The following is a 21,468-nucleotide window of genomic DNA, read 5'->3' as shown; positions in this document are numbered from 1 at the left end:
AAAGGTTTCCAGCGCGGTAACTGACCGAACGGCTAGGTAGCCGTTAAAGGAGTCGTCAGGACGATAGCCTGGGCCGTCGAATTTAATTCACTGCGTGAACATCCTGTTTTGGCATAAAAACGAGCAAACAGTTCGGAACGCGTCTTGATGTTCAATTCGCTGTAAATGTTATGCCGATGCACCTTTATCGTTTCTGTCGACAGGGAAAGTTTGCGGGCTATCTTTGTTAGAAAACCACTCAGCAGCAATTTGAGTACGTCCTTTTCGCGCGTTGTTCATTACCGCACTGGTTCCCCTTGAGCTATTGCTCTTGAAGTTGGGGCGAATCCGTACATGTGTCTGGACCAAGGTGAAGAGCGGTACGTGATCGGTGTTTTTGCTCTCCTGTGCCTTCAGCGCGGGTTCAGCGCCCGCGCCAGGCGTAGGGTGGCTTGACGGATTTCATCGCGATCCAGCGAGGCAAAACCCAGGCGTAGTGCATTTTCCGGCAGGTTCATGGGCGAAAACTGACGCGCGCTACGCACTACCACCCCCTGGTCCAGGGCTCTTGTTACCCACTGATCAACGTCGGTGTCATCCTGCAAACGTACCCAGAGCGCCAAGCCACCCTCAGGCTCTCGTACTTGGATACGATCGCCGAATGCCTCGTGTAGGCAGCTCTGCAGCACTTCTCGACGTGCCGCGTATTCTTTCGACACACGGCGCAGGTGTTTCTTCAATTCACCGTCATTGATCAGGTCTGCCAGCATTTTCTGTGCGACGGCATCGCTGTCTCCTACGACCAGTGCGGCGCTGCCTTGCAGCGCTTCAATCACGGGTGTGGGGGCAACCACATAGCTGCAGCGAAATGTGGACCCCAGTGCCTTGGATAACGAACCGATATAGATCACATGACGTTGTGCACGGTCACTGGCCAATGGCAGGTACGGTCGTCCGTTGAAGTGATACTCGTGGTCGTAGTCTTCTTCGATCACGCAAAAGTCGTGCAGCGCCGCCAACGCCAGCAACTGTTGTCGGCGTGCCGCATGCAGGCTCACGGTGGTGGGGAATTGGTGGTGCGGCGTGAGGTAAATCAGCCTGACTTTATGCTCACGGCATAGCTGTTCAATGTGGTCTGTACGGCAACCTTCATCGTCCATGTCGACTGTGATCACTCGCGCACCGAGATGACGAAAAATCTCCCACGCCGGCGGATAACTCAGGCGCTCCACCAGGACGACGTCACCCGGTTGGATCAGCAGGCTGGCCGTCAGGAACAGCGACACCTGGGTACCTGGGGTCAGGCAGATATTTTCGGCGCTGATCATCAGCCCGCGATTGTTGCGCAGCATCTGCGCCAACGCACAGCGCAAGTAATAGCCGGTGCCCTCGCTGCCGTAGCGCACGGTGTTAGAGGCAAAACTGTTGCGCAGGGCATTGCGGTAGTAGCGATGCAAAACGGCTTGCGGCAGCAAACGATGGTCGCTGGCACCGTTGTCGAAAAACAGCGCGTCATGTCGATGCTGAAGGGCGATCACCTGGGCGTTCTGGGTGAAATACGGGACGACTGCCTGGTCCAGGATTTGTGGTGCGAAGGATTGCTGCTCGGGATTGGGCGCAGGCTGGGTGGCCAGTTGCGTGTTGACGAACGTCCCGCGTCGCGGCTCGCTGATCAGCCAGCCTTTGGTCAAGGCTTCTTCGTAGGCCAGGATCACCGTCTTACGGTTGACGTCGAGCAACCGCGCCATTTCCCGCGTGCCCGGCAGCAGGGTGCCGGGAGGCAGTCGGCCCTCGAGGATCGCGGCCACGAGGCCTTCGGTAATCTTGCGATAGGACGCCTGGCTGGCGTCTGCATCCAGCTTGAGCAAGGGGCGCCATTTACGCATCTGGACCATCTAAAGTATCCAAAACTGGAGGTTCTAATGGGCCTAGTCTAGCGCAACAATCAGGCCTCACTCACCCCGAGGTCTTTATGAACCCACGCCATGTAATCGAACTCTCTCCCTCGGGCACCACCTTTGAGGCCGGTGACGAACTGTTGCTGGATGCAATGCTCGCCAGCGGCTTGCCCGTGCCGTTTTCCTGTCGGCGCGGTGCGTGTGGCTCCTGCAAGGTCGTGGTCACGCAGGGGGAATACCGGCCCAAGCACCTGGTGCCGGGCGCACCGGCGCCATGTTATCCCCTGGCGGCCAATGAAATGCTGTTGTGCCAGAGCCATGCCTGCGCCGATATGCGCCTGGAAATTCCCGGTTGGTCCCTGGACACACCCGCGCTGGTCGTCGAGGCGACGGTGCTGAGCAAGTGCGTACTCAGCCCAGGCATCATTGAGTTGGTGGTGATGCCGGATATGCCGTTGGCCGCGCGGGCGGGCCAGTACCTCAAGTTTCGTCTGGACGATGGCGACTCGCGTTGCTTCTCGATCGCCAACCTGCCGGCCGAAGGCGATGGGCGCCTGGTGTTTCAGATTCGCCGGGTGAGCGGAGGGCTTTTTTCCGAGACTATCCTGGGCGACCTTGAGGCTGGCGATCTACTGCAATTGGAAGGGCCTTTTGGTGCCTGCACCTGGCAGGACGATGACGATGCGCCTGTCGTCCTGTTCGCCACAGGCACTGGCTACGCGGGTATCAAGCCGATCCTGCTGACCGCCTTGAAACGTGATGTCGAGGTGACGTTTTATTGGGGTGGCGCGCAGGCGGCAGATTTTTACGACCGCGTATTCCTGGACAAATCGGTCACCGACCACCCGCGTTTTCACTGGCACCCGGTACTGGCATCAGAGGGCAGAGTGCAAGAAGTTGCGCTGAGTCATGGGCACCATTGGGAAGCGGCCCAGGTGTATGCCTGCGGTAACGGCCTCATGATCAGCCAGACACGTGCAGATTGCCTGGAAGCGGGCTTGCCGAGCCATCGTTTTGTCGCCGAAGCCTTTGTACCCAGCGGCCAGTCGGGTGTAGACACGCTCCTCAGTTCATTGGATGAAACCTGGGAGAAAGTCGGCCCCCGCTATTCTCTGGACGGCATGCTCGCCGCACGTGAGAAAACCGTGCGTGCGCTGGCGGCGATCGCCAGCCAACTGAAGGTCGGCATGACCACTGGCGCGGCCCTGGATATGGCGAGCCAACAGTTGCAAGCCATGGGCGCTTCGCATACCTGGCACCCGACCTACATCCGCTTTGGCGACGACACGGTGCGTCCGTCACGAGAAGGCATTGATCCGCTACGCCAACTGCGCGCAAGCGATATCGTGGTCGTGGACCTTGGTCCGGTGTGGGACGGCTACGAGGGCGACTACGGTGATACTTTCGTCTTTGGCGAATCGCCACTGCATCTGGACTGCAGGAAGGCGTTGCATGAAGTCTTCGATGAGACGCGCGAAGCCTGGCTACGCGGCATGACCGGCTGTGAGCTGTATGACTTTGCCGAGGAGCGTGCCGTGTCCAAAGGCTGGCGGCTGTCACGCAATCTGGCAGGCCACCGCATTGCGGATTTCCCCCATGCGTTGTTCGGGGACAAGGAGCTGGCTGAGCTGGAAATCACACCCAGCGAAATGGTGTGGGTGCTGGAGATCCAGCTCTGTCATCCCACCCTGGCCATCGGTGGGTTTTTCGAAGATATCCTGATGCGATGAGCCCGCCGTTGCGGCGGGCTCAAACGGCCTTAGAGCTTCGGCAACTGGCCGACACGCCCCATCATTTCAGTGACGATCTGCAAGTCCAGCAGGAACTGGTCGACGGTCTTGAACTCACCGTCGGTATGCCCGGTGTATTTCACTTCCGGGCGCGCCAGGCCGAATTGCACGCCATTGGGCAGTTCATGCACAGAGGTCGCACCGGCGGAGGTGCCGAACTTGTGCTCCATGCCCAGGTTTTCACTGGCCACGGCCAACAAAGCCTTCACCCATTCGCCTTCCGGGTTGCGGTACATCGGCTCGGCCACCGAGTACTTGAAGCTCACGTCGACCTTGGATTTCTTGTCCCACGCGCTCAGTTTGTCGGCGATTTCCGCTTTCAATTTTTCCGGGGATTTGCCCTTCGGCACGCGCAGGTTCACCGCCAGCTTGAAGGCTTTGTCATCCAGCCCGACAAAGGTCAGCGAGGTAGTCAATGGCCCCATGAAGTCATCGGAGAAGCCCACGCCCAATTTGCCGCCCAGGTAATCCAGGCCCCAGTTATCGGACGCATAACGCGCGGCGTCGGTGATGTGGTTGTGCTTGAGGGCGATATTGCCGTCGACGCTGTGGATCAGCTCCAGCATGCGCGCGACCGGGTTGATGCCCGATTGCGGCTCGGACGAATGCGCGGACACGCCGGTGACCGTCAACTTGACGTCTTTACCGACCACTTTGGCGTCGACTTGGAAGTCGCCACCATTGGCCTTGGCATAGTCTGCGCCGGCTTTCTGCAGGCTGGCGGCCAGTTCAGCCGGTTTGTCGCTGACCAGGGTGGCCACCGAAACCGAAGGAATCTGATTGGTGGCCATGCCGCCGGTCATCGAGATGATTTCCGCGCCTTTGCCCTCACCCTTGCGCACCGGGAAGGTGGCCATGACGGTGCCATAGCCTTTCTCGGCAATCACCACCGGGTAGCCGCCATCCAGCGCCAGGTTGTATTGCGGCGTCGGGTTGTGTTCGAAGTAGTAGGGGATCGCGTCGCCGGAGGTTTCCTCGGTGGTGTCCACCAGCAGCTTGAACGTGCGCGCCAGCGGCAGCTTTTCTTCCTTGATCACCTTCATGGCGTACAGGGCCACCACGATGCCGTTCTTGTCATCCTCGGTGCCACGGCCATACATGCGATCACCGATCAGTGTGACCTTGAACGGGTCAAGCTTGGTGCCGTCTTTCAGCACCCAGTTCTCCGGCGTCACCGGTACCACGTCGGCGTGGGCGTGGATGCCGACGACTTCGTCGCTGCTGCCTTCCAGGGTGATTTCGTAAACACGGTTGTCGACGTTACGGAAGTTCAGGTTGAAGGCCTTGGCCAGTTCCTGGATCTTGCCGGCGATCTTGAGGAACTCCGGGTTTTTGTACTGTGGCAGGCCGTCCACGTTAAACGTCGGGATTTCGACCAGCTCGCGCAGGGTTTCGAGGGCGGCCTTGCCGTATTTCACTCGCGTATAGATACCGAGCAGGCGATTGATTTCGTTCTGCTGATCGGCGCTCAGGGTTTTGTTATCGAGAAAGGCGCTGATGGCCGGGCCGACGTCGTTGGTTTTTCCCAAATCGCCCTTGGCCAGGGTGCCGAGGAAACCGCGGAAATCGGTGACCGACGTTTCGCTGAAACTCTTCAGAATCGCCGCACTTTGTTGCTCGGTGATGTTGGCGAAAACGGGTGTGGTGACGGCCGACAAGCTGGCGGCGAACAGGGTGGCAGCCACCAGTTTTTTCAGTGGAAAGTGCATTGTTAGAGGCATTCCTTTGCAAAGTGAGAGTGGGCAATTTCTGATCGAAATGTCAGAAACAATTTCACACACTAACACCGCGAAGGAGCAGTAGGGGAGACCCGGATGAGGGAAATGTCCTACTCAAATACGAAAACGCCGCATCACACGGTGCGGCGTATTTATTTCGCAAAGCCGGTTTTCAAGGTTTGCCGGGGTGAGGGTCCGGGTACTGCGCTGCCACGTCCAGTGCTTTGGCATACGGCCCATCCCACAACTGCTCATGCAGTTCCCCTACACGCTTGGCCATCGCCTCATTGCGCATCACCACCTCCAGGTTGCGCGAGTTATCCAGGTACCCGCCCAGCCAGTTGCTGGTGCCGATCCAGGCCACTTGCCCGTCGATCTCCATGGTCTTGCTGTGGATCACCCGTGCGTAAGGAATAAACCCTTGCTTGGCTTCGGGCAGGGTGACGATTTTGACCTGCACGTTCGGCAGCACGGCCAGGCTTTTGAGGTAGGGCAGTTCCAGCTTGTCGGTGTTCCAGTTGGACACCATCAGTTTGACCGATACCCCACGCGCTGCGGCTGCGCGCACGGCGTTATCGATCACTGCGTAGTACGGGCGGGTTCTGTCCGGGCCGTAAGACAGCGGTGCATAGTCCAACAGTTGCACGCGCACTTCCTTTTTCGCTTCGCCGAGCAGGCGCGGCAGTTCCAGTTGGGAATCGCCCACGCCTGGTGGGTTGTAGCGCTGTGGGCTGGCCACCAGGTAGTTGCCGGTGCGTGCAGGTTCTTGGCCGGCGGCGGGCAGTGGCACGGGTTTGTTTTCCGTAAGCGCTGCCTGGGCTTGCCAGTCCTGATCGAAGATCGATTGGACCTGGCTGACCACGGTTGCATCACTGATGCGCAGGCCGGTTTCGTGGATGTGTTCCAGCGAACGCCAATCGAAATTCTGGCTGCCAACAAAGGCTTGCTTGCCATCCACCACCATGTATTTGGCATGGATGATCCCGCCACTCAGTTGCCCATACGCCAGAACGCGGAAGGTCAGGTTGGGAATGGCGCGCAAGCGTTCCAGGGTGGACGCCTCTGACAACCGGATGCCTTTTTCTTCCAGCAGAAAGCGAATCTTCACGCCGCGTTTGCCGGCGGCTTCCAGGTGTTCAATCACCTTGTCCATCACCGAGCCGGGATGGTCGGCGGCGTAGAACTGGCCAATATCAATGCTGCTTTTCGCCCCATCAAACAACTCGATCCATACCGGCCCCGGTTGACGTAAATCGGCGGTGCCCAGCGCGGTGTCTACCGGCACGGTGTGCACCAGTTCAAACCCTGGAATTGAAAAGTCCGCCTGGGCAAGCGGACTGAGGAGTAGGCCGGCGAGGCCTGCGATACGCAACTTCATCGATAGGGACATAGGTGTCTCGGCGGGCAAAAAGAAGGGCGGGCGCATCACGCGCCCGCCCTGAGGGTCATGCAGTACGGCTGTGCAGTGGAGTCGGCACCAGGTGCGGTACTTCACCCTGTACGCGGGCACCGGTGGCGGCGCGGATCAGCAGGATTTTCAGCTGATCGTTGATGCGCTCAAGGCTGTCCTGGAAGAAGTTGTGGAACACCACGCAGAACAGCGCGATGGCGATACCCAAGCCGGTCGCGAACAAGGCCGTCCCGATGCCACCGGAAATCTGGCCTGGGTCCGACACGCCAGCCGAAGCCAACGCCTTGAAGGTGTCGATAATGCCCAGGATGGTGCCCAACAAACCCAGCAGCGGCGCGGCGGTGGTGATGGTCTCGATGATCCACAGGCTGCGGGACAGCGGCGCGCGGGTCTTCAGGTATTGGGTTTCGATCTCGTCATCCAGGTCCTTGCGCGAACCATGGGAAGACTTCTGCGCCAGGATCGGCAGCACCATGTTCAGTGGCAGGCTGTCGCGACGGGTCAGGCTTTCAGGCAAGTCACGCTCGCTGTGCACGTTGGCGCCCAGCACCTCGGTCAAGGCACGGGCCTGGCGGCGCACGTAGGCGAAGTAGATGCCACGTTCAATGGTGATAAAAATCGCAATCGCCATGGCGGCGTACATCACATAGAAGGTGACGTCGTGAAGCAGGTTCATGTCCATGATCTATAGCCTCGCAGTTAGAAATTCGCTTCCAGGGAAACCGTGACGGTACGGTCCAGGCCGACGATGTAAGCCGGGTCGCCATCGCGGAAACCGCTGTAGCTCGCCGCGTTGGTCTTGGTGGTGTACACGCCGTCCAGATACTTCTTGTCGAACAGGTTGTCGACGTTCAGGCGCAGGGTTGCGTCCTTGACCACTTTCTTGTCCACCGGCAGGTAGATACCGGCGCCGAGGTTGAAAATGGTGCGGCCGGAGATGGCCTCGTCGTTGGTCAGGTCGCCAAAGAGCTTGCTGGTGTATTTGCCGCCGAAAGTGCCGTAGAAGCGGCCGTCGTCATAGCCGATATTGGCGGCCAGCATGTTCTTCGGCACGTTGGCGAACTGTTTGCCGCTGGTGGGCAACACGATGGCCTTGCCGGCGTTGTAGACGGTCAAGTCGTCCTGCTGCTCGGCTTTGGTATAGGTGTAGGAGGTGTAGTAGTTGAAGTGGTTGGGCAGCAGGCCGCTCCATTCCAACTCCAGACCGCTGTTATTAACGTCGCCGGCGTTGATGTCCGCGAAGTCGCCGTTGATGTCCTTGGACGAGACCTGGCGGTTCTTGAACTGCATGTAGAACAAGGTGGCTGCCACGGTCATGTCTTCATCGGTGAAGCGCCAGCCCAACTCGTGGTTCCAGCTGGTTTCCGGTTTGGAGTCGATGGAGCCGGCGCCTTTGTCATACAGCACATAGTTCTGTGGGATGCGCATGTTGCGCGACAGGCTGTAGAACAACTGGTCACGCTCGTCGAGTTGGTACTTGAGGCCGACGTTTGGCAGCAGCTTGTTGTAGGACTGGTTACGTTTTTCCGGCTGCTCGGTGAGGCTGCCGTTGTTGGTACCGTCGCGCTTGACGTTCATGTAGGCCAGGCCCGTCACCAGGGTCCAATCCGGGTTGATGTACCAGGTGTCCTGGGCCCAGACTTTTTGCGCCGGGGTGATGGTGAAACGGTCGCGTCCCTGCACCGTGTTGCCGTTGGCATCGACCACGGCGCTGCCGTCCGGCCAGGTGTCGCTCGGTTTGCCGCTGTTCTTGAGGGCAATGAACGGTTGGGTCTGGCTTTGGCGCGCACGCTCGTACCAGTAGCCGAATTGCAGGCTGTGATCACCCAGGTCCCAGTTCAGTTTGGTGGTGATACCCGGGCGCCAGGTCTGGGTGCGGGAAGGGCGGTAGTAGACGCCGGTGGTGGAGGAACCGTCTGCGTTGTACTGGGCTGCGGTGGGCAGGTTGCCCAGGTCGAAAATACCGCCTTGGTTCGAGCCACGATTCAGTGCGTAGCTGGAAGAACCTACGCCGCTGCCGTTACCCCAGTAGTAATACGGGATGACCGAGAGGGCCAGGTTGTCGGCCAGTTTGAATTGGGTGTTGAGCACGCCGGTGAAGGTCTGGAACGGGTTCTGCGCCAGGGCGTAGTAGCTGTTGACCTTGCCGTTGCTGCCCACGGTCGGGGTAGCGGGGTAGGGGTCGTACTTGCGGCCGTACTGCTGGAACTGGCCCTTGGTCAACTGGCTGTAACTGTTGTTGTCCTGCTCGTGGTACTTGAGGATCAGGTTGGCGGTGTTGCCGTTGCCGGCGTCGAAGAAGCTGTTCCACTCCACCTTGTCTGCACGCACGGCACCCGAACCGCGCCACATGTCGCCTTCGGTATGGGACACCGACAGCCAGTTGCTCAGGCCGTTGACCTCACCGGTGTTGAGCCGTGCGAAGGTCTTGCGGGTGGCATTGCTGCCGACGATCTGTTTGACGAACGCACCGGTTTCCTTGGTCGGGCGAATGGTCACGATACCGATGTTGCCACCGCTGGAACCAATGTGCGGCCCGTCGGCTTCGGACGAGCCCTGGGTGACGAAGATCTGGTCGATGTTTTCCGGATCACCCAGCAGGTTGGAGTACAGCGCGTAGTTGCCGGAGTCGTTGATCGGCATACCGTCCACTGACATCCCCACCTGGTCGGAGTTGAGCCCGCGCATGGTGAAACGAAAGCCCGACAGACCGGTGTTGTCTTCGCTGGAGATGTTCAGGCCCGGGGTGTACTTGAGCTTGTCGATTGCGTTACCGGTAGCCGTCTGTTTATCCAGCGCTTCCTTGGTCACCGTGGAGCGGCCCTTGATGCTTTCTTCTTGCACCATGTAGCCGCCACCCGCTGTGGCCTTGCCCTGAACCCCAATAGTGCCGACGTCACTGTCGCTGGTATCTGCCATGACCACTCCGTGGGTCATGCTCGTAGCGGCAACAAGTGCCAGATGAATACGTGTGAACCTCATCACTGTCGTCCTGGTGTCGGGTGCTTATTGCACGCTGTAGTTGAAGGTGGCGGTGAAGCGTTGCTCGTTACGTCCACCGAAGGCTTGCTCAGGGAACGGCTTGACTTGCTTGATGCGACGTAAGCTGTTGGTGGCGGCCCGATTGAGCAACATGCTCGGGGCCTGGGTTTGCAAGCCGGAGTCCAGAACGCGACCCTGGCGGTCTACCAACAACCACACCACCACCTCGCCACTGGGACGCTCGAGGGACGCTTGGCGCCCGGTGGGGTATTGCTTGTAGGTGTCCAGCTCGTTGCGCAAACCCTTGAGGTAGCCGCCTTCGAGGGCCTGGCCATCGACTTTGGGCGGTGCCGGAGGAGCAGGCGGTGCCGGCGTCGGGGCGACGGCTGCCTGCACCGGCTTGGCCGCGACCGCAGGTGCCGGGGTTGGCGTCGGTGTCGGCTTGGCGGCCACCACGGGCTTGGGCACCGGCTTGGGCTTGGGTTCAGGTTTTGGCAGTGGTTTTGGCGGCGGTGGCGGCGGGGCTGGTTCGGCCTCTTCATCCTCGATGACCGGCGGTGGCGGCTCTTGCTCAACCACCGGTTCCGGAACGACTTCAGGCTCAGGTTCGACCAATGCCAACTCGACCGCCGACTCGTCGTACACCGGCGTGACCTTCAAGGTCTGTGACTGGATACCCATTGCAATCAGCACCAGGGCGATCACGGCCGGGACACTGCCCAGCAGCTGACGCGCACGAAACAAGACGTACATGATCAGGACTTACGCGTGGCGATGGACACGGAGGTAAAGCCACCCAGACGCAGGGTGTCCATCACTTCCACCAGGCGTGAAACCTCCACGCCCTTGTCGCTGTTGACGATGATCGTCGACTTGGTATCAGGCTTTTCAGCGGCCTTCAGCGCCGGTACCAAAGCATCAACCGTGAGGTCCTTGCCATCGAGTTGCAACTGGCCTTCCAGGCCCAGGGTCAGGATGAATTTGTTCTGCGGTTTGAGCTGCTGCGAACTGCTGGCGCTAGGTAATTGAGTCTTCATGCCGAGCGCAGGAATCACGTTCAAGCTCACCAGTACGAAAAACACCAGGAGGAACATCATCACGTCGATCATCGGGATCAACTCGATGTGCGCCTTGCGTTTTTTGGGTTCGTCCCAGGTTCTCATTCCGTTACCCCGTCATTGAATTAGGGGCGACACGCTAACAACCAAAAATGACCAAATGGTTAACTTTAATTTACGTTTTGAAGGCTCTAGGACGCGTCTTACAGGTAGTTCATTGTTAATTTTTGTGACGTAGCGAAATTGACACAAAGGGCGTACATGCTTGAGCAATTTATCTCGAGAGCCGCCCCGCATGCCGACTGCACTGCCTCAATTGTCCACGCCGCGTCTACTATTGCGGGCACTGGAAATGGACCAGGCCGAGGTGCTTTTCAGCCTCGCCAATGGGCCGAAAATTGCTGACAACACGGCGAACATTCCGTCGCCCTACACCCTGGAAGTGGCGCAGGCTTTTATTGGCGAGATGGAAGAAAAATACCGTGTGGGTGGTTTGTTGGGCCTGGGGATGCACGTGCGTGAAACCGGTGAGTTGGTCGGCATGGTCAGCCTACGCATCACCACTCGCCATCTCTATGGTCATCTTGGCGGCTGGGTGGCGGCGCACTGTCGTAACAGAGGCTATGCGGCAGAAGCGGCGAGTGCGGTGATGGACTTTGGGTTCATCGAACTGGGGTTACAGCGGGTGGGCAGCCAATGCTTCGGTCGCAACAAGGAGTCGGCTCGGGTCATGGAGAAAATCGGCCTGCGCTATGAGGGATGTATGCGCGAGGCGTTTCTCAAAAATGGCGTATATGAGGACTTGCTCGGCTTCGCCACCGTACGTGATGACTGGGAGCGCCGGTTGTGAGCAACACAGTGGACCATGACCGTCGCAGGGTACTCGCCGGGCTTGCCGTGGCCACCGCGTTTTCAATCCTCAGCCCGTTTGCGCGCAGTGCCGGGGTTGATTACCCGTTCACCCTCGGCGTGGCCTCCGGTGATCCGTTGCCGGATGGTTTTGTGATCTGGACGCGTCTGGCACCGTTGTTCAACGCGGCGGATGGGCGCGGTGGTTTGAGCCGTGCAGTGCCGGTGCGTTGGCGGGTGGCCAGCGATGCGGCGATGACGCGAATCGTGAGGCAGGGTGAGGTCACGGCGACGGAACGTTTCGCCCATTCGGTACACGTCGAGGTGGCAGGGCTGGAAGCGGGCAGGCCGTATTGGTACCAATTCGAAGGCCTCGGCGCACAGAGCCCGGTAGGTCAGGCACGTACGGCACCACCGGTGCAGGCCATGGCGTCGGCACGGCTGGGGTTTGTGTCCTGCTCGCACTGGGAACGAGGTTATTTCAGTGCGTATCGACACCTTGCGGCGGAGCAACCCGATTTGGTGTTTTTCCTCGGTGACTATATCTACGACAGTTCCTATGCGGCGGACTCGGGCAAAATTATTCGCCCCCATGGCAGTGGCTATGCGGTGAGCTTGAGTGACTACCGCAACCGCTATGCCCTGTACAAAACCGATCCGGATCTACAGGCCTTGCATGCGGCGGCACCTAGCGTAGCGACCTGGGATGATCACGAAGTGCAAAACGACTACGCCAACCGCTGGTCCCAGGACCCGAAGATTCCGGTGGCGCAATTTCTCAAGCAACGGGCAGCGGCGTACCAAGCGTTTTATGAACATATGCCGCTGCGCGCCAGCAGCCTGCCGAAGGGGCCGGACATGCGCATTTACCGGCGCCTGGACTACGGTCGACTGGCGCGCTTTCATGTGCTGGACGGCCGACAGTACCGTTCCGAGCAACCGTGTATTTTGGCCAATGGCAGTCACCAGGGACATATCGCAGACAACACATGTACCGACTTGCGCGACCCCGGCCGCACTATGCTTGGCTGGGAACAGGAAGCCTGGTTGGACCGAGGGTTTGCCGAGTCGCAGGCGCAGTGGAATGTGATCGCCCAGGACTTGTTAGTGGCGCCGCTGACCCACCGTGACCTGACAGATCACAAGCTTGGGCGCTGGACGGATGGGTGGGATGGCTACATGGCAAACCGTGAGCGGATGCTGGCTTCCATCCAGCGTCGACAGCTGAAAAATCCGGTGTTCTGGGGTGGCGATATCCACTCGTTCTGGACCACGGATTTGCACGCTGACGCCAATGACCTGAATTCGCCGGTTGTCGCCACCGAATTCGTAGGCAGTTCGGTGACGTCCGATGGCCCGCCCTTTGACGCGTTCACTCAGATTTTGCCGCTTAACCCCCATGTGAAGTTTTTTGACAGTCGTCAGCGCGGCTATGTGTCGGTGGAATTGGAGGCACAGAAGATGCTGACGAACTTTCGTGTGATTACTGATCCATGTGATCCGCTGGCCACGGTTTCCACCCTCAAGTCATTTGTGGTGGAGCCCGGGCGAGCGGGGGCGATAGCGGTTTAATCCAGGCTGTAGCGCACCGACAGCGCGCCCTTTTTTTCCGACAGGGCCAGAATCGTCACCTGGCCCAATTCGCTTAACGCTTGCACATGTGTCCCACCACACGCGTAGGCAGGCAGTTCGCCGAACCCTACTTCGCGGGTGCCGTCCTCCAAAGCCATATGACGCGGGTAGTCAGCGGCGATCCATTGGTTGATCTGCTGTTGAATCGCCTCGGCGTCCATGGCTTGTGCGGCTTCGCCACGGATAAACGTGATCTTGCCTTCGCCCGGCCAGTGATGGGCCTTGATCGGCATCCAGCCGAGGTTTTCGCCGGCGTTACCAATCAAATGCCCTGCGGAATGCAGGCGTGTATGCAGGGTGCGACGCTGTTCATCGACCCGCGCGGTGATCGGGCCAGGCTCCACGGGTTGATCCACATAGTGCACAACATGATCGGCTTCCTGAATGACGCGCACGACCTGACTGTCGCCGAGCCAGCCGGTGTCGAACGGTTGCCCGCCGCCCTGGGGATGGAAGATCGTCGATTGCAAGGTGACCGCAAATTGGTCCTCATGCGCTGTGCAGCTCAGCACTTCAAGTTCGGCGGTCAGGTGGTCGTGGGTAAAAAACAGGCGCTCGGTCATCATCTACATCCGCATCAGGGTTCTGCGGGCAGTATAAATAGTGCGCAGATGGGTGATAATCCGTTCAATTATCAATGGACCTGTGCGTCATGAGCATCAATCTTCCTTTGCCGCTGCTGGGTGAAATGGCGATTTTCGTCAAAGTGGTCGAAACCGGCAGTTTCTCCGAAGCCGCGCGACAACTGAGCGTCTCACCCTCGGCGGTGAGCCGCAGTATCTCGCGCCTGGAGCAGGCGCTGGCCACGCGTTTGCTGCAACGCACCACGCGCAAGTTGCGCCTGAGTGAAGGCGGTGAAGAGGTGTTCAAGCGTTGCCAGGAGATGGTCAACGCGGCGCGTTCGGTGATGGAGATCAGCGGTCAGTTCACCCACGAAGCCGAAGGCCTGGTGCGGGTCAGCGTACCCAAGGCGGTGGGGCGGTTTGTGGTGCACCCGCATATGCCGGAGTTCTTGCGGCGCTATCCCAAGGTGGATGTGCAACTGATCCTTGAGGATCGGCATGTGGACCTGATCGACGATAACGTCGATTTGAGTATCCGCATCACCGACAGCCCACCGCCGGGGTTGGTCGGCCGCCAGTTGCTGCCGATCGAACACTTGCTGTGCGCCACGCCGCAGTACCTGGCTGAGCATGGCGCACCGGGACATCCTCATGATTTGCTGGAGCACAGTTGCATCTACCTTGGCGAGACCCCGGGGGACTCCCGCTGGAAATTCCGTCAGGGTGGCAAGGCGGTGACGGTCGGGGTGCGTGGGCGGTATGCGGCGAACCACACGGGCGTGCGGTTGGATGCGGTATTGCAGCATGTGGGGATTGGCAGCTTGCCGTATTTCACCGCGCGCCATGCTTTGGAAGAAGGGCGGCTGGTGCAGGTGTTACCGGAGTGGGATTTTATTGCGTCTTACCACGGCGAGGCGTGGTTGCTGCATTCGCCTACGCGGTATTTGCCGCCGAAGTTGCGGGTGTTTATTGATTATCTGGTGGCGTGCATGGCACGCGAACCAACACTGCGTCGAAGGTAGGCGTGGGAACTCGTTTGTGTGGGAGCTGGCTTGCCTGCGATGGCATCGCCTCGGTTTGACTTACAGACCGAGTCGCCGGCATCGCAGGCAAGCCAGCTCCCACAGGAAAACAGGTTGTCAGCCGCGATCAGTGCTTACTCTGGTCAATCGGCATGGCCAACAGCTGCTTTTCCTGGTTCCAGTCGAACGGCTCGTCGTTCTGCTCAGCTTCAAAGCGACGCTCTTCCAGGGCCTGGTACAGGTCCAGTTCTTCGTCGGGCATGAAGTGCAGGCAGTCGCCGCCAAAGAACCACAGCAGGTCGCGCGGTACCAGGTGGGCGATTTGCGGGTAGCGCAGAATGACCTGACTCATCAGGTCCTGGCCCAGGTATTGGCTTTCGATCGGGTCGATCGGCAGCAGGGCGCGCAATTCGTCGAAACGCTCCAGGAACAGCGAATGGCTTTCCTCGGGAACCTGTTCGGCTTCGCCGACGGCAACCAGGATGCTGCGCAGGTGGTCGAGCAAGACGAGATGATCGGCAACGACGTTGGACACGAGATAAGTCCTCTAAAGCAAAAACGGGCGCGAGAGTATATGCCTCTCGCGCCCGTTTTTATATGACCGCCGGGATCAGCGGACTTTGCCCTCAGCCTGGGTCAGCTCTTCCTTGCTGAAATCATCCACGTCGATCACCTTGCGCCGTGCCGCTTCGGCGTCGCGCAGGGTTTGCGCTTCGGCCGGTTGCAGCACGCCGGCGTGCAGGGCGGCATCGATAGCATGCTCCCCGGCGGCAGGCTTGACCTGACCACTCTTGAGGCCTTGATGGAGTTTTTTCTGCAAGGGTTGGCTGGCGTCGAGCAGGTCGTAGGCATGTTGCAGGGCGCCCACTGGATCGTCCGCCGATTGCGGACGGTAGCAGCCGGCCAGCAACTCCTCGAGGGTCGGGTCGCCTTTGGCGCGGCCAATCACTGCGGCCACCTCGGCATCCAGCGCATCGGACGGTCCGGTATGGCGACGGCCGAACGGGAACACGATCACGCGCAACAAGCTGCCCAGCACCTTGTTGGGGAAATTGCTCAGCAGTTCATCCAGCGCCCGTTCCGACTCGCCAAGGCTTTCTTCCATGGCCCAGGTGAACAGCGGTTCCAGGTGGTCCGGCGAGTCCAGGTCGTGATAACGCTTCAGCGCCGCCGACGCCAGGTACATATGGCTCAGTACATCACCCAGTCGCGCCGACAGGCGTTCGCGACGTTTCAGCTCGCCACCCAGCAGCATCATGCTCAAGTCTGCCAGGAGCGCGAACGCAGCAGCCTGACGGTTCAATGCTCGGAAATAGCCCTGGCTCAGGCGATTGCCCGGTGCCTTCTCGAAGTGCCCAATGCCCAGGTTCAGTACCAGGGTGCTGGCGGCGTTGCTCACGGCGAAGCCGATATGTTGCAGCAGCAGGCCGTCGAATTCCTTCAGCGCCTGGTCATGGTCTTCACGACCGGCCAGTGCCATTTCCTTGAGCACGAATGGATGGCAGCGTATCGCGCCTTGGCCAAAGATCATCAGGTTGCGCGAGAGGATATTCGCGCCTTCCACGGTGATGAAGATCGGTGCGCCCTGCCAGTTGCGGCCCAGGTAGTTGTTCGGGCCCATGATGATGCCCTTGCCGCCGTGCACGTCCATGGCGTGGCTGATGCACTCGCGACCGCGCTCGGTGAGGTGGTACTTGAGGATCGCCGACAGCACCGAGGGTTTTTCCCCCAGGTCCACGGCATTGGCGGTGAGCATGCGCGCGCTGTCCATCAGCCAGGCGTTGCCGCCGATGCGCGCCAGGGCTTCCTGGATACCTTCGAAGGCCGACAGTGGTACGTTGAACTGCTCTCGGACTTGAGCGTACTGGCCGGTCACCAGGCTGGTGAACTTGGCAGCGCCGGTGCCGACGGCGGGCAGGGAAATCGAACGGCCCACCGACAAGCAGTTCATCAGCATCATCCAGCCCTTGCCGAGCATTTCCTGGCCACCGATCAGGAATTCCAGCGGGATGAACACGTCTTTGCCGGAGTTGGGGCCATTCATGAATGCGGCGCCCAGTGGCAGGTGACGACGGCCGATCTCCACGCCGGGGGTGTCGGTAGGAATCAGCGCCAGGCTGATGCCCAGGTCTTCTTCCTCGCCCAGCAGATGGTCCGGGTCATGGGCCTTGAACGCAAGACCCAGCAAGGTCGCGACCGGGCCCAGGGTGATGTAGCGTTTTTCCCAGTTCAGGCGCAGGCCCAGGGTTTCCTTGCCTTCCCATTCGCCTTTGCAGATCACCCCGGTGTCGGGCATGGAGCCTGCATCGGAACCGGCCAGCGGGCCGGTCAGGGCGAAGCATGGAATGTCGTCGCCACGCGCCAGGCGCGGCAGGTAGTGGCTGCGTTGTTCGTCGGTGCCGTAATGCAGCAGCAACTCGGCTGGGCCCAGAGAGTTGGGGACCATCACGGTGGAGGCCAGGTCGCCGCTGCGGGTAGCGAGTTTCATCGCGACCTGGGAGTGGGCATACGCGGAGAAGCCCTTGCCGCCGTACTCCTTGGGAATGATCAGGGCGAAGAAACCGTGGGTCTTGATGTGTTCCCAGGCTGCAGGCGGCAAGTCCATGACCTGGCCGATTTCCCAGTCGCTGACCATGGCGCAGAGTTCTTCGGTAGGGCCGTCGATAAATGCCTGTTCTTCTTCGGTCAGTTGCGCCTTGGGGTAGGCCAGCAACGTGTCCCAGTCAGGGCGACCGCTGAACAGTTCGCCGTCCCACCACACGGTGCCGGCATCAATCGCGTCACGCTCAGTCTCGGACATCGGCGGCAGGACTTTCTGAAACCAGCTGAACAGCGGCTTGGTGAAGTACTGGCGACGCAGGTCCGGCAGCAGCAACGGCGCCGCGACGGCAGCCAGCAACACCCAGAAGATCAACAGCAGCCATCCCGGTGCGTGGCTCCAGACGCCCATCGCCAACAGGTAAACGGCGACCACGCCCAGGGCGGGCAGGGGGGCAGTGCGGCGGTGTGCCAGGTAGGCGATGCCGAGCACCAGAACCAGTATCCACAACAACAGCATATTCAATCCTCCGTGAAATCAGGGGTGAAACCACCATGGAGCTTAGTCGGCATCCGAAAAAGCGCGGTGATCAGGGTGTAACGAGTTGTGCTGGAAGCACCGATCAGCAGGCGCCGACATTTGGCCGAATCGTCGTTATCTCTATGGCCGACCTGTCGTTAAACTCCAGACTTCCTTCGGAGATAACGCTCATGGATACGTACCTGAATCCCAGCCGCTTCATCGATAGTGACCACCCTGCGGTGGTGGAGTTCGCCGAAAAACATCGTGGTTCCAGTGCGAATTTGCGTGACCAGGCAGTCAGTCTTTATTACGCCGTGCGTGAGGCGGTTCGCTACAACCCGTACACCTTCAGCCGTGATCCAAACACCCTCAACGCCAGCTTTGCTCTCGCCACCGGTGAAAGTTACTGCGTGCCCAAGGCCACCTTGCTCGCGGCTTGTGCCCGTCACTGCGGCATACCGGCGCGCATTGGCCTGGCGGATGTGCGCAACCATTTGTCGACGCCGCGCCTGATCGCGTTGCTCAAAAGCGATGTGTTCGCCATGCACGGTTACACCGAGCTGTATCTGCAAGGCCGTTGGGTCAAAGCCACGCCGGCGTTCAATCAGCAACTGTGTGACGTGTTTGATGTACCGCCGCTGGCGTTCGATGGTATCAACGACAGCGTGTTCCACGCGTTTAACCGCCAAGGCCAGCGTTCGATGGAATATGTGGTGGACCACGGGCAGTTTCCTGACGTGCCCGAGGCGTTTTTCTTCGCCCATATTCAGCAGTGTTACCCGCACCTGTTTGCCGAGGATATGCCGACGCTGCTGGGGGATATGCAGACCGATTTAAGCCGCGGGTGAACCGGCGTATGCTGCTGCGTTCATCAAGCCATGTTCATCAACGATAAGGCGCGGTCATGCTGAAAATCTGGGGTCGTAAAAATTCATCAAACGTCAGGAAAGCACTGTGGTGCGCCGAGGAACTCGGCCTGGACTATGAAGCGATTGATGCGGGCGGGGCTTTTGGTGTGGTCGACACGCCGCAATACCGAGCGTTGAACCCCAATGGCCGGGTGCCGATGATTGAAGATGGCGATTTTGTGCTTTGGGAATCCAACACGATCGTGCGCTACCTCTGCGCCAAGCAGGCTTCGAGCTGGTACCCGAGCGATCTGAAAGCGCGGGCCGGCGCGGAAAAGTGGATGGACTGGACCACGTCGACTTTCGCGGACCCGTTCAGGATCGTGTTCTGGGGCGTGCTGCGTACCCCGGCGGAGAAACAGAACTGGGACACCATCCATGCCGGGCGCCAGGCCTGTATCAATGTGCTCAAAACGGTCGACCAGGCCCTCGCCACACAACCTTACCTGTCGGGCAACGAGATCGGTATTGGCGATATCCCGTTGGGCAGCTTTATCTACGCCTGGTTTGAAATGCCTATCGAGCGCCCCTCGATGCCTAATCTAGAGGCCTGGTACCAGCGCCTGAAACAACGTCCGGCCTACCGCAAAGCGGTCATGACCGCGTTGACTTAATACTGACTATTAATACAGGTGACTGTACTTGTGCGGTGCGGGCAGCCAACATGGCTGTCATGCGCCGACCTTGAACGACGTGCGGTGCGCCCTCATCTATTCTTCCTATTCCCTTCTTTGGTGCGTAATCCGATATGAGTTCCGCTCTGTCCATCCGGCAGCTAACCAAAACCTACGGCAACGGTTTCCAGGCCTTGAGTGGTATCGATCTGGACGTCGCCGAAGGTGATTTCTTCGCCTTGCTCGGCCCCAACGGCGCCGGCAAATCCACCACCATCGGTATCCTCTCCACCCTGGTCAACAAGACCAGCGGCACAGTGAATATCTTTGGTCATGACCTGGACAAATCCCCGGCGGCGCTCAAGCGCTCCATCGGCGTGGTGCCCCAGGAATTCAACTTCAACCAGTTTGAAAAGACCTTCGACATCGTCGTGACCCAGGCGGGCTACTACGGCATTCCGGCGAAAATCGCCAAGGAACGTGCCGAGCAATACCTCACCCAGTTGGGCCTGTGGGACAAGCGTGACGTGCCTTCGCGCTCGCTGTCCGGCGGCATGAAGCGCCGCCTGATGATCGCCCGCGCACTGGTGCATGAACCGCGCCTGCTGATCCTCGATGAGCCCACCGCAGGTGTGGACATTGAACTGCGTCGCTCGATGTGGGCCTTCCTCACCGAGCTGAACGAGAAGGGCATCACCATCATCCTCACCACGCACTACCTGGAAGAGGCTGAGCAGTTGTGCCGTAACATCGGCATCATCGACCACGGCACCATCGTCGAGAACACCAGCATGCGTAACCTGCTGGGCCAGTTGCATGTGGAAACCTTCGTGCTGGACCTGAAAAACAACCTGTCGCTGCCACCGCAACTGCTCGGCTACCCAAGCCGCCTGGTGGACAGCCACACCCTGGAAGTCCAGGTGGACAAAGCCATGGGCATCACCGCGCTGTTCACTCAGTTGGCGACCCAGAACATCGAAGTGTTGAGCCTGCGTAACAAAACCAATCGCCTTGAGGAGTTGTTCGTGTCCCTGGTGGAGAAAAATCTGGCGAAGGTGGCGGTATGAGTTCCGAACTGCAACCCAATCTCGTCGCACTGCAGACCATCGTTTACCGCGAAGTGAAGCGTTTTACCCGAATCTGGCCGCAAACCCTGCTGCCGCCGGCGATCACCATGGTTTTGTACTTTGTGATCTTCGGTAATTTGATCGGCCGCCAGATCGGCGACATGGGTGGCTTCACCTACATGGAGTACATCGTGCCGGGCCTGATCATGATGTCGGTGATCACCAACTCCTATGGCAACGTGGTCTCCAGTTTCTTCGGCAGCAAGTTCCAGCGCTCCATCGAAGAACTGATGGTGTCGCCGGTGTCACCCCACACCATCTTGATCGGCTACACCTTGGGTGGCGTGTTGCGTGGCTTGATGGTCGGCGTGATCGTGACCTTGTTGTCACTGTTCTTCACTCATCTGCAAGTGCATCACCTCGGGGTCACCTTGCTGGTGGTGGTACTGACGGCGACGATCTTCTCGCTGCTGGGGTTTATCAACGCCGTATTTGCACGCAACTTCGATGATATTTCGATTATCCCGACATTCGTGCTGACGCCGTTGACCTACCTGGGCGGGGTGTTCTACTCCATCACCTTGCTGCCGCCGTTCTGGCAGACCGTGTCGCTGGCCAATCCGGTGCTGCACATGGTTAACGCCTTCCGCTACGGCATCCTGGGGGTGTCGGATATCAAGATCAGCGTGGCGATTACCTTCATGCTGGTGGCCACCGTGGTGCTGTATATCGGTTGCGCGCGATTGCTTGTGAGCGGGCGCGGGATGCGGACGTGATCTGTTAGATGCGATAAAAAACGGCCTCTTGATGAGGCCGTTTTTGTGCGTAGCAGCTGTTGAACTTAAGCGAGGCTGCGTTAGTCGCGACGCGATCTAGTGTCTGGCGCGGTATCGGCGGTGCGTCCTACGCAGCCTCG

At 59.5% G+C, this 21,468-nt stretch carries 18 protein-coding genes and 1 pseudogene; 8 read left to right on the top strand and 11 right to left on the bottom strand.

From position 1 onward, the window contains the following. Positions 1 to 82: 82 nt before the first annotated feature. Together BFL40_RS33490 and pdxR are read right to left on the bottom strand one after the other, a co-directional pair. A pseudogene (locus BFL40_RS33490) lies at positions 83 to 275 on the bottom strand (response regulator transcription factor); the annotation flags it as partial. A 117-nt stretch (positions 276 to 392) separates the two neighbouring features. Continuing rightward, on the bottom strand, positions 393 to 1,874 hold the full coding sequence (gene pdxR / locus BFL40_RS31635; RefSeq protein WP_071487635.1) for a MocR-like pyridoxine biosynthesis transcription factor PdxR: 1,482 nt from the start codon (positions 1,872 to 1,874) through the stop codon (positions 393 to 395). Positions 1,875 to 1,951: 77 nt separating this feature from the next. Between pdxR and BFL40_RS31630 the strand changes: the two genes are divergently transcribed. Then, positions 1,952 to 3,607 carry a M24 family metallopeptidase gene (locus BFL40_RS31630; protein WP_071487634.1) on the top strand — a complete coding sequence of 552 codons (1,656 nt, stop codon included), beginning with the start codon at positions 1,952 to 1,954 and terminating at the stop codon, positions 3,605 to 3,607. Between the two features lie 29 nt (positions 3,608 to 3,636). Here BFL40_RS31630 and BFL40_RS31625 read toward each other — a convergent pair whose 3' ends face one another. From BFL40_RS31625 to BFL40_RS31600, 6 genes are all read right to left on the bottom strand, one after another. Next, positions 3,637 to 5,376 carry a dipeptidase gene (locus BFL40_RS31625; protein WP_071487633.1) on the bottom strand — a complete coding sequence of 580 codons (1,740 nt, stop codon included), beginning with the start codon at positions 5,374 to 5,376 and terminating at the stop codon, positions 3,637 to 3,639. Between the two features lie 181 nt (positions 5,377 to 5,557). Next, positions 5,558 to 6,775 carry a phospholipase D-like domain-containing protein gene (locus BFL40_RS31620; RefSeq protein WP_071487806.1) on the bottom strand — a complete coding sequence of 406 codons (1,218 nt, stop codon included), beginning with the start codon at positions 6,773 to 6,775 and terminating at the stop codon, positions 5,558 to 5,560. A gap of 55 nt (positions 6,776 to 6,830) precedes the next feature. Further along, positions 6,831 to 7,478, bottom strand: coding sequence for a MotA/TolQ/ExbB proton channel family protein (locus BFL40_RS31615; RefSeq protein ID WP_071487632.1), 648 nt, complete (start codon positions 7,476 to 7,478; stop codon positions 6,831 to 6,833). A gap of 17 nt (positions 7,479 to 7,495) precedes the next feature. Then, on the bottom strand, positions 7,496 to 9,778 hold the full coding sequence (locus tag BFL40_RS31610) for a TonB-dependent receptor (protein ID WP_071487631.1): 2,283 nt from the start codon (positions 9,776 to 9,778) through the stop codon (positions 7,496 to 7,498). Between the two features lie 24 nt (positions 9,779 to 9,802). After that, positions 9,803 to 10,531 (bottom strand): energy transducer TonB family protein, encoded by a 729-nt coding sequence (locus tag BFL40_RS31605; RefSeq protein WP_071487630.1) that lies wholly within the window; start codon positions 10,529 to 10,531, stop codon positions 9,803 to 9,805. A gap of 2 nt (positions 10,532 to 10,533) precedes the next feature. Continuing rightward, on the bottom strand, positions 10,534 to 10,941 hold the full coding sequence (locus BFL40_RS31600) for an ExbD/TolR family protein (protein WP_005786670.1): 408 nt from the start codon (positions 10,939 to 10,941) through the stop codon (positions 10,534 to 10,536). 190 nt (positions 10,942 to 11,131) lie between these two features. Between BFL40_RS31600 and BFL40_RS31595 the strand changes: the two genes are divergently transcribed. Further along, positions 11,132 to 11,686, top strand: coding sequence for a GNAT family N-acetyltransferase (locus tag BFL40_RS31595; protein ID WP_071487629.1), 555 nt, complete (start codon positions 11,132 to 11,134; stop codon positions 11,684 to 11,686). Continuing rightward, positions 11,683 to 13,257 (top strand): alkaline phosphatase D family protein, encoded by a 1,575-nt coding sequence (locus BFL40_RS31590; protein ID WP_071487628.1) that lies wholly within the window; start codon positions 11,683 to 11,685, stop codon positions 13,255 to 13,257. Before BFL40_RS31595 ends, BFL40_RS31590 begins: the two co-directional genes overlap by 4 nt. On the opposite strand, the gene BFL40_RS31585 is transcribed toward BFL40_RS31590, so the two are convergent. Then, the gene (locus BFL40_RS31585; RefSeq protein ID WP_071487627.1) at positions 13,254 to 13,880 is read right to left on the bottom strand and encodes an alanyl-tRNA editing protein; all 627 of its coding nucleotides are present in this window, start codon (positions 13,878 to 13,880) and stop codon (positions 13,254 to 13,256) included. The two genes, BFL40_RS31590 and BFL40_RS31585, sit on opposite strands and share 4 nt — an antisense overlap. A gap of 89 nt (positions 13,881 to 13,969) precedes the next feature. Between BFL40_RS31585 and BFL40_RS31580 the strand changes: the two genes are divergently transcribed. Further along, a complete protein-coding gene (locus BFL40_RS31580) occupies positions 13,970 to 14,902 on the top strand; it encodes a LysR family transcriptional regulator (RefSeq protein WP_071487626.1) in 933 nt (310 codons plus the stop codon). A 127-nt stretch (positions 14,903 to 15,029) separates the two neighbouring features. Here the strand turns inward: BFL40_RS31580 and BFL40_RS31575 are convergent, their stop codons facing one another. Together BFL40_RS31575 and BFL40_RS31570 are read right to left on the bottom strand one after the other, a co-directional pair. Then, positions 15,030 to 15,437 carry a PA2817 family protein gene (locus BFL40_RS31575; RefSeq protein WP_071487625.1) on the bottom strand — a complete coding sequence of 136 codons (408 nt, stop codon included), beginning with the start codon at positions 15,435 to 15,437 and terminating at the stop codon, positions 15,030 to 15,032. Between the two features lie 75 nt (positions 15,438 to 15,512). Further along, a complete protein-coding gene (locus BFL40_RS31570) occupies positions 15,513 to 17,960 on the bottom strand; it encodes an acyl-CoA dehydrogenase (protein ID WP_071487624.1) in 2,448 nt (815 codons plus the stop codon). Between the two features lie 191 nt (positions 17,961 to 18,151). On the opposite strand from BFL40_RS31570, the gene BFL40_RS31565 reads away from it, so the two are divergent. The 4 genes from BFL40_RS31565 (at position 18,152) to BFL40_RS31550 (ending at position 21,328) form a co-directional block, all read left to right on the top strand. Beyond that, entirely contained in the window at positions 18,152 to 18,811 is a 660-nt protein-coding gene (locus BFL40_RS31565; protein WP_071487623.1) for a transglutaminase-like domain-containing protein, read from the top strand. Positions 18,812 to 18,867: 56 nt separating this feature from the next. Further along, the gene (locus tag BFL40_RS31560) at positions 18,868 to 19,485 is read left to right on the top strand and encodes a glutathione S-transferase family protein (RefSeq protein ID WP_071487622.1); all 618 of its coding nucleotides are present in this window, start codon (positions 18,868 to 18,870) and stop codon (positions 19,483 to 19,485) included. Between the two features lie 134 nt (positions 19,486 to 19,619). Further along, the gene (locus tag BFL40_RS31555; protein ID WP_071487621.1) at positions 19,620 to 20,552 is read left to right on the top strand and encodes an ABC transporter ATP-binding protein; all 933 of its coding nucleotides are present in this window, start codon (positions 19,620 to 19,622) and stop codon (positions 20,550 to 20,552) included. After that, positions 20,549 to 21,328, top strand: a complete 780-nt coding sequence (locus tag BFL40_RS31550) for an ABC transporter permease (RefSeq protein WP_071487620.1) — start codon at positions 20,549 to 20,551, stop codon at positions 21,326 to 21,328. Before BFL40_RS31555 ends, BFL40_RS31550 begins: the two co-directional genes overlap by 4 nt. Positions 21,329 to 21,468 lie beyond the last annotated feature (140 nt).

The organism is Pseudomonas costantinii (assembly GCF_001870435.1).
Lineage (GTDB): Bacteria > Pseudomonadota > Gammaproteobacteria > Pseudomonadales > Pseudomonadaceae > Aquipseudomonas > Aquipseudomonas costantinii.
This window is presented reverse-complemented; position numbering and strand designations above follow the sequence as displayed.

What these genes read in the sequence shown, in the direction of transcription:
- BFL40_RS31610 (WP_071487631.1), bottom strand. Translation starts at nt 9,778, where the DNA reads ATGAGGTTCACACGTATTCATCTGGCACTTGTTGCCGCTACGAGCATG.
- BFL40_RS31550 (WP_071487620.1), top strand. Translation starts at nt 20,549, where the DNA reads ATGAGTTCCGAACTGCAACCCAATCTCGTCGCACTGCAGACCATCGTT.
- BFL40_RS31570 (WP_071487624.1), bottom strand. Translation starts at nt 17,960, where the DNA reads ATGCTGTTGTTGTGGATACTGGTTCTGGTGCTCGGCATCGCCTACCTG.
- BFL40_RS31555 (WP_071487621.1), top strand. Translation starts at nt 19,620, where the DNA reads ATGAGTTCCGCTCTGTCCATCCGGCAGCTAACCAAAACCTACGGCAAC.
- BFL40_RS31580 (WP_071487626.1), top strand. Translation starts at nt 13,970, where the DNA reads ATGAGCATCAATCTTCCTTTGCCGCTGCTGGGTGAAATGGCGATTTTC.
- BFL40_RS31560 (WP_071487622.1), top strand. Translation starts at nt 18,868, where the DNA reads ATGCTGAAAATCTGGGGTCGTAAAAATTCATCAAACGTCAGGAAAGCA.
- BFL40_RS31595 (WP_071487629.1), top strand. Translation starts at nt 11,132, where the DNA reads ATGCCGACTGCACTGCCTCAATTGTCCACGCCGCGTCTACTATTGCGG.
- BFL40_RS31615 (WP_071487632.1), bottom strand. Translation starts at nt 7,478, where the DNA reads ATGGACATGAACCTGCTTCACGACGTCACCTTCTATGTGATGTACGCC.
- BFL40_RS31620 (WP_071487806.1), bottom strand. Translation starts at nt 6,775, where the DNA reads ATGTCCCTATCGATGAAGTTGCGTATCGCAGGCCTCGCCGGCCTACTC.
- BFL40_RS31585 (WP_071487627.1), bottom strand. Translation starts at nt 13,880, where the DNA reads ATGACCGAGCGCCTGTTTTTTACCCACGACCACCTGACCGCCGAACTT.
- BFL40_RS31600 (WP_005786670.1), bottom strand. Translation starts at nt 10,941, where the DNA reads ATGAGAACCTGGGACGAACCCAAAAAACGCAAGGCGCACATCGAGTTG.
- BFL40_RS31625 (WP_071487633.1), bottom strand. Translation starts at nt 5,376, where the DNA reads ATGCACTTTCCACTGAAAAAACTGGTGGCTGCCACCCTGTTCGCCGCC.
- BFL40_RS31605 (WP_071487630.1), bottom strand. Translation starts at nt 10,531, where the DNA reads ATGTACGTCTTGTTTCGTGCGCGTCAGCTGCTGGGCAGTGTCCCGGCC.
- BFL40_RS31630 (WP_071487634.1), top strand. Translation starts at nt 1,952, where the DNA reads ATGAACCCACGCCATGTAATCGAACTCTCTCCCTCGGGCACCACCTTT.
- pdxR (WP_071487635.1), bottom strand. Translation starts at nt 1,874, where the DNA reads ATGGTCCAGATGCGTAAATGGCGCCCCTTGCTCAAGCTGGATGCAGAC.
- BFL40_RS31565 (WP_071487623.1), top strand. Translation starts at nt 18,152, where the DNA reads ATGGATACGTACCTGAATCCCAGCCGCTTCATCGATAGTGACCACCCT.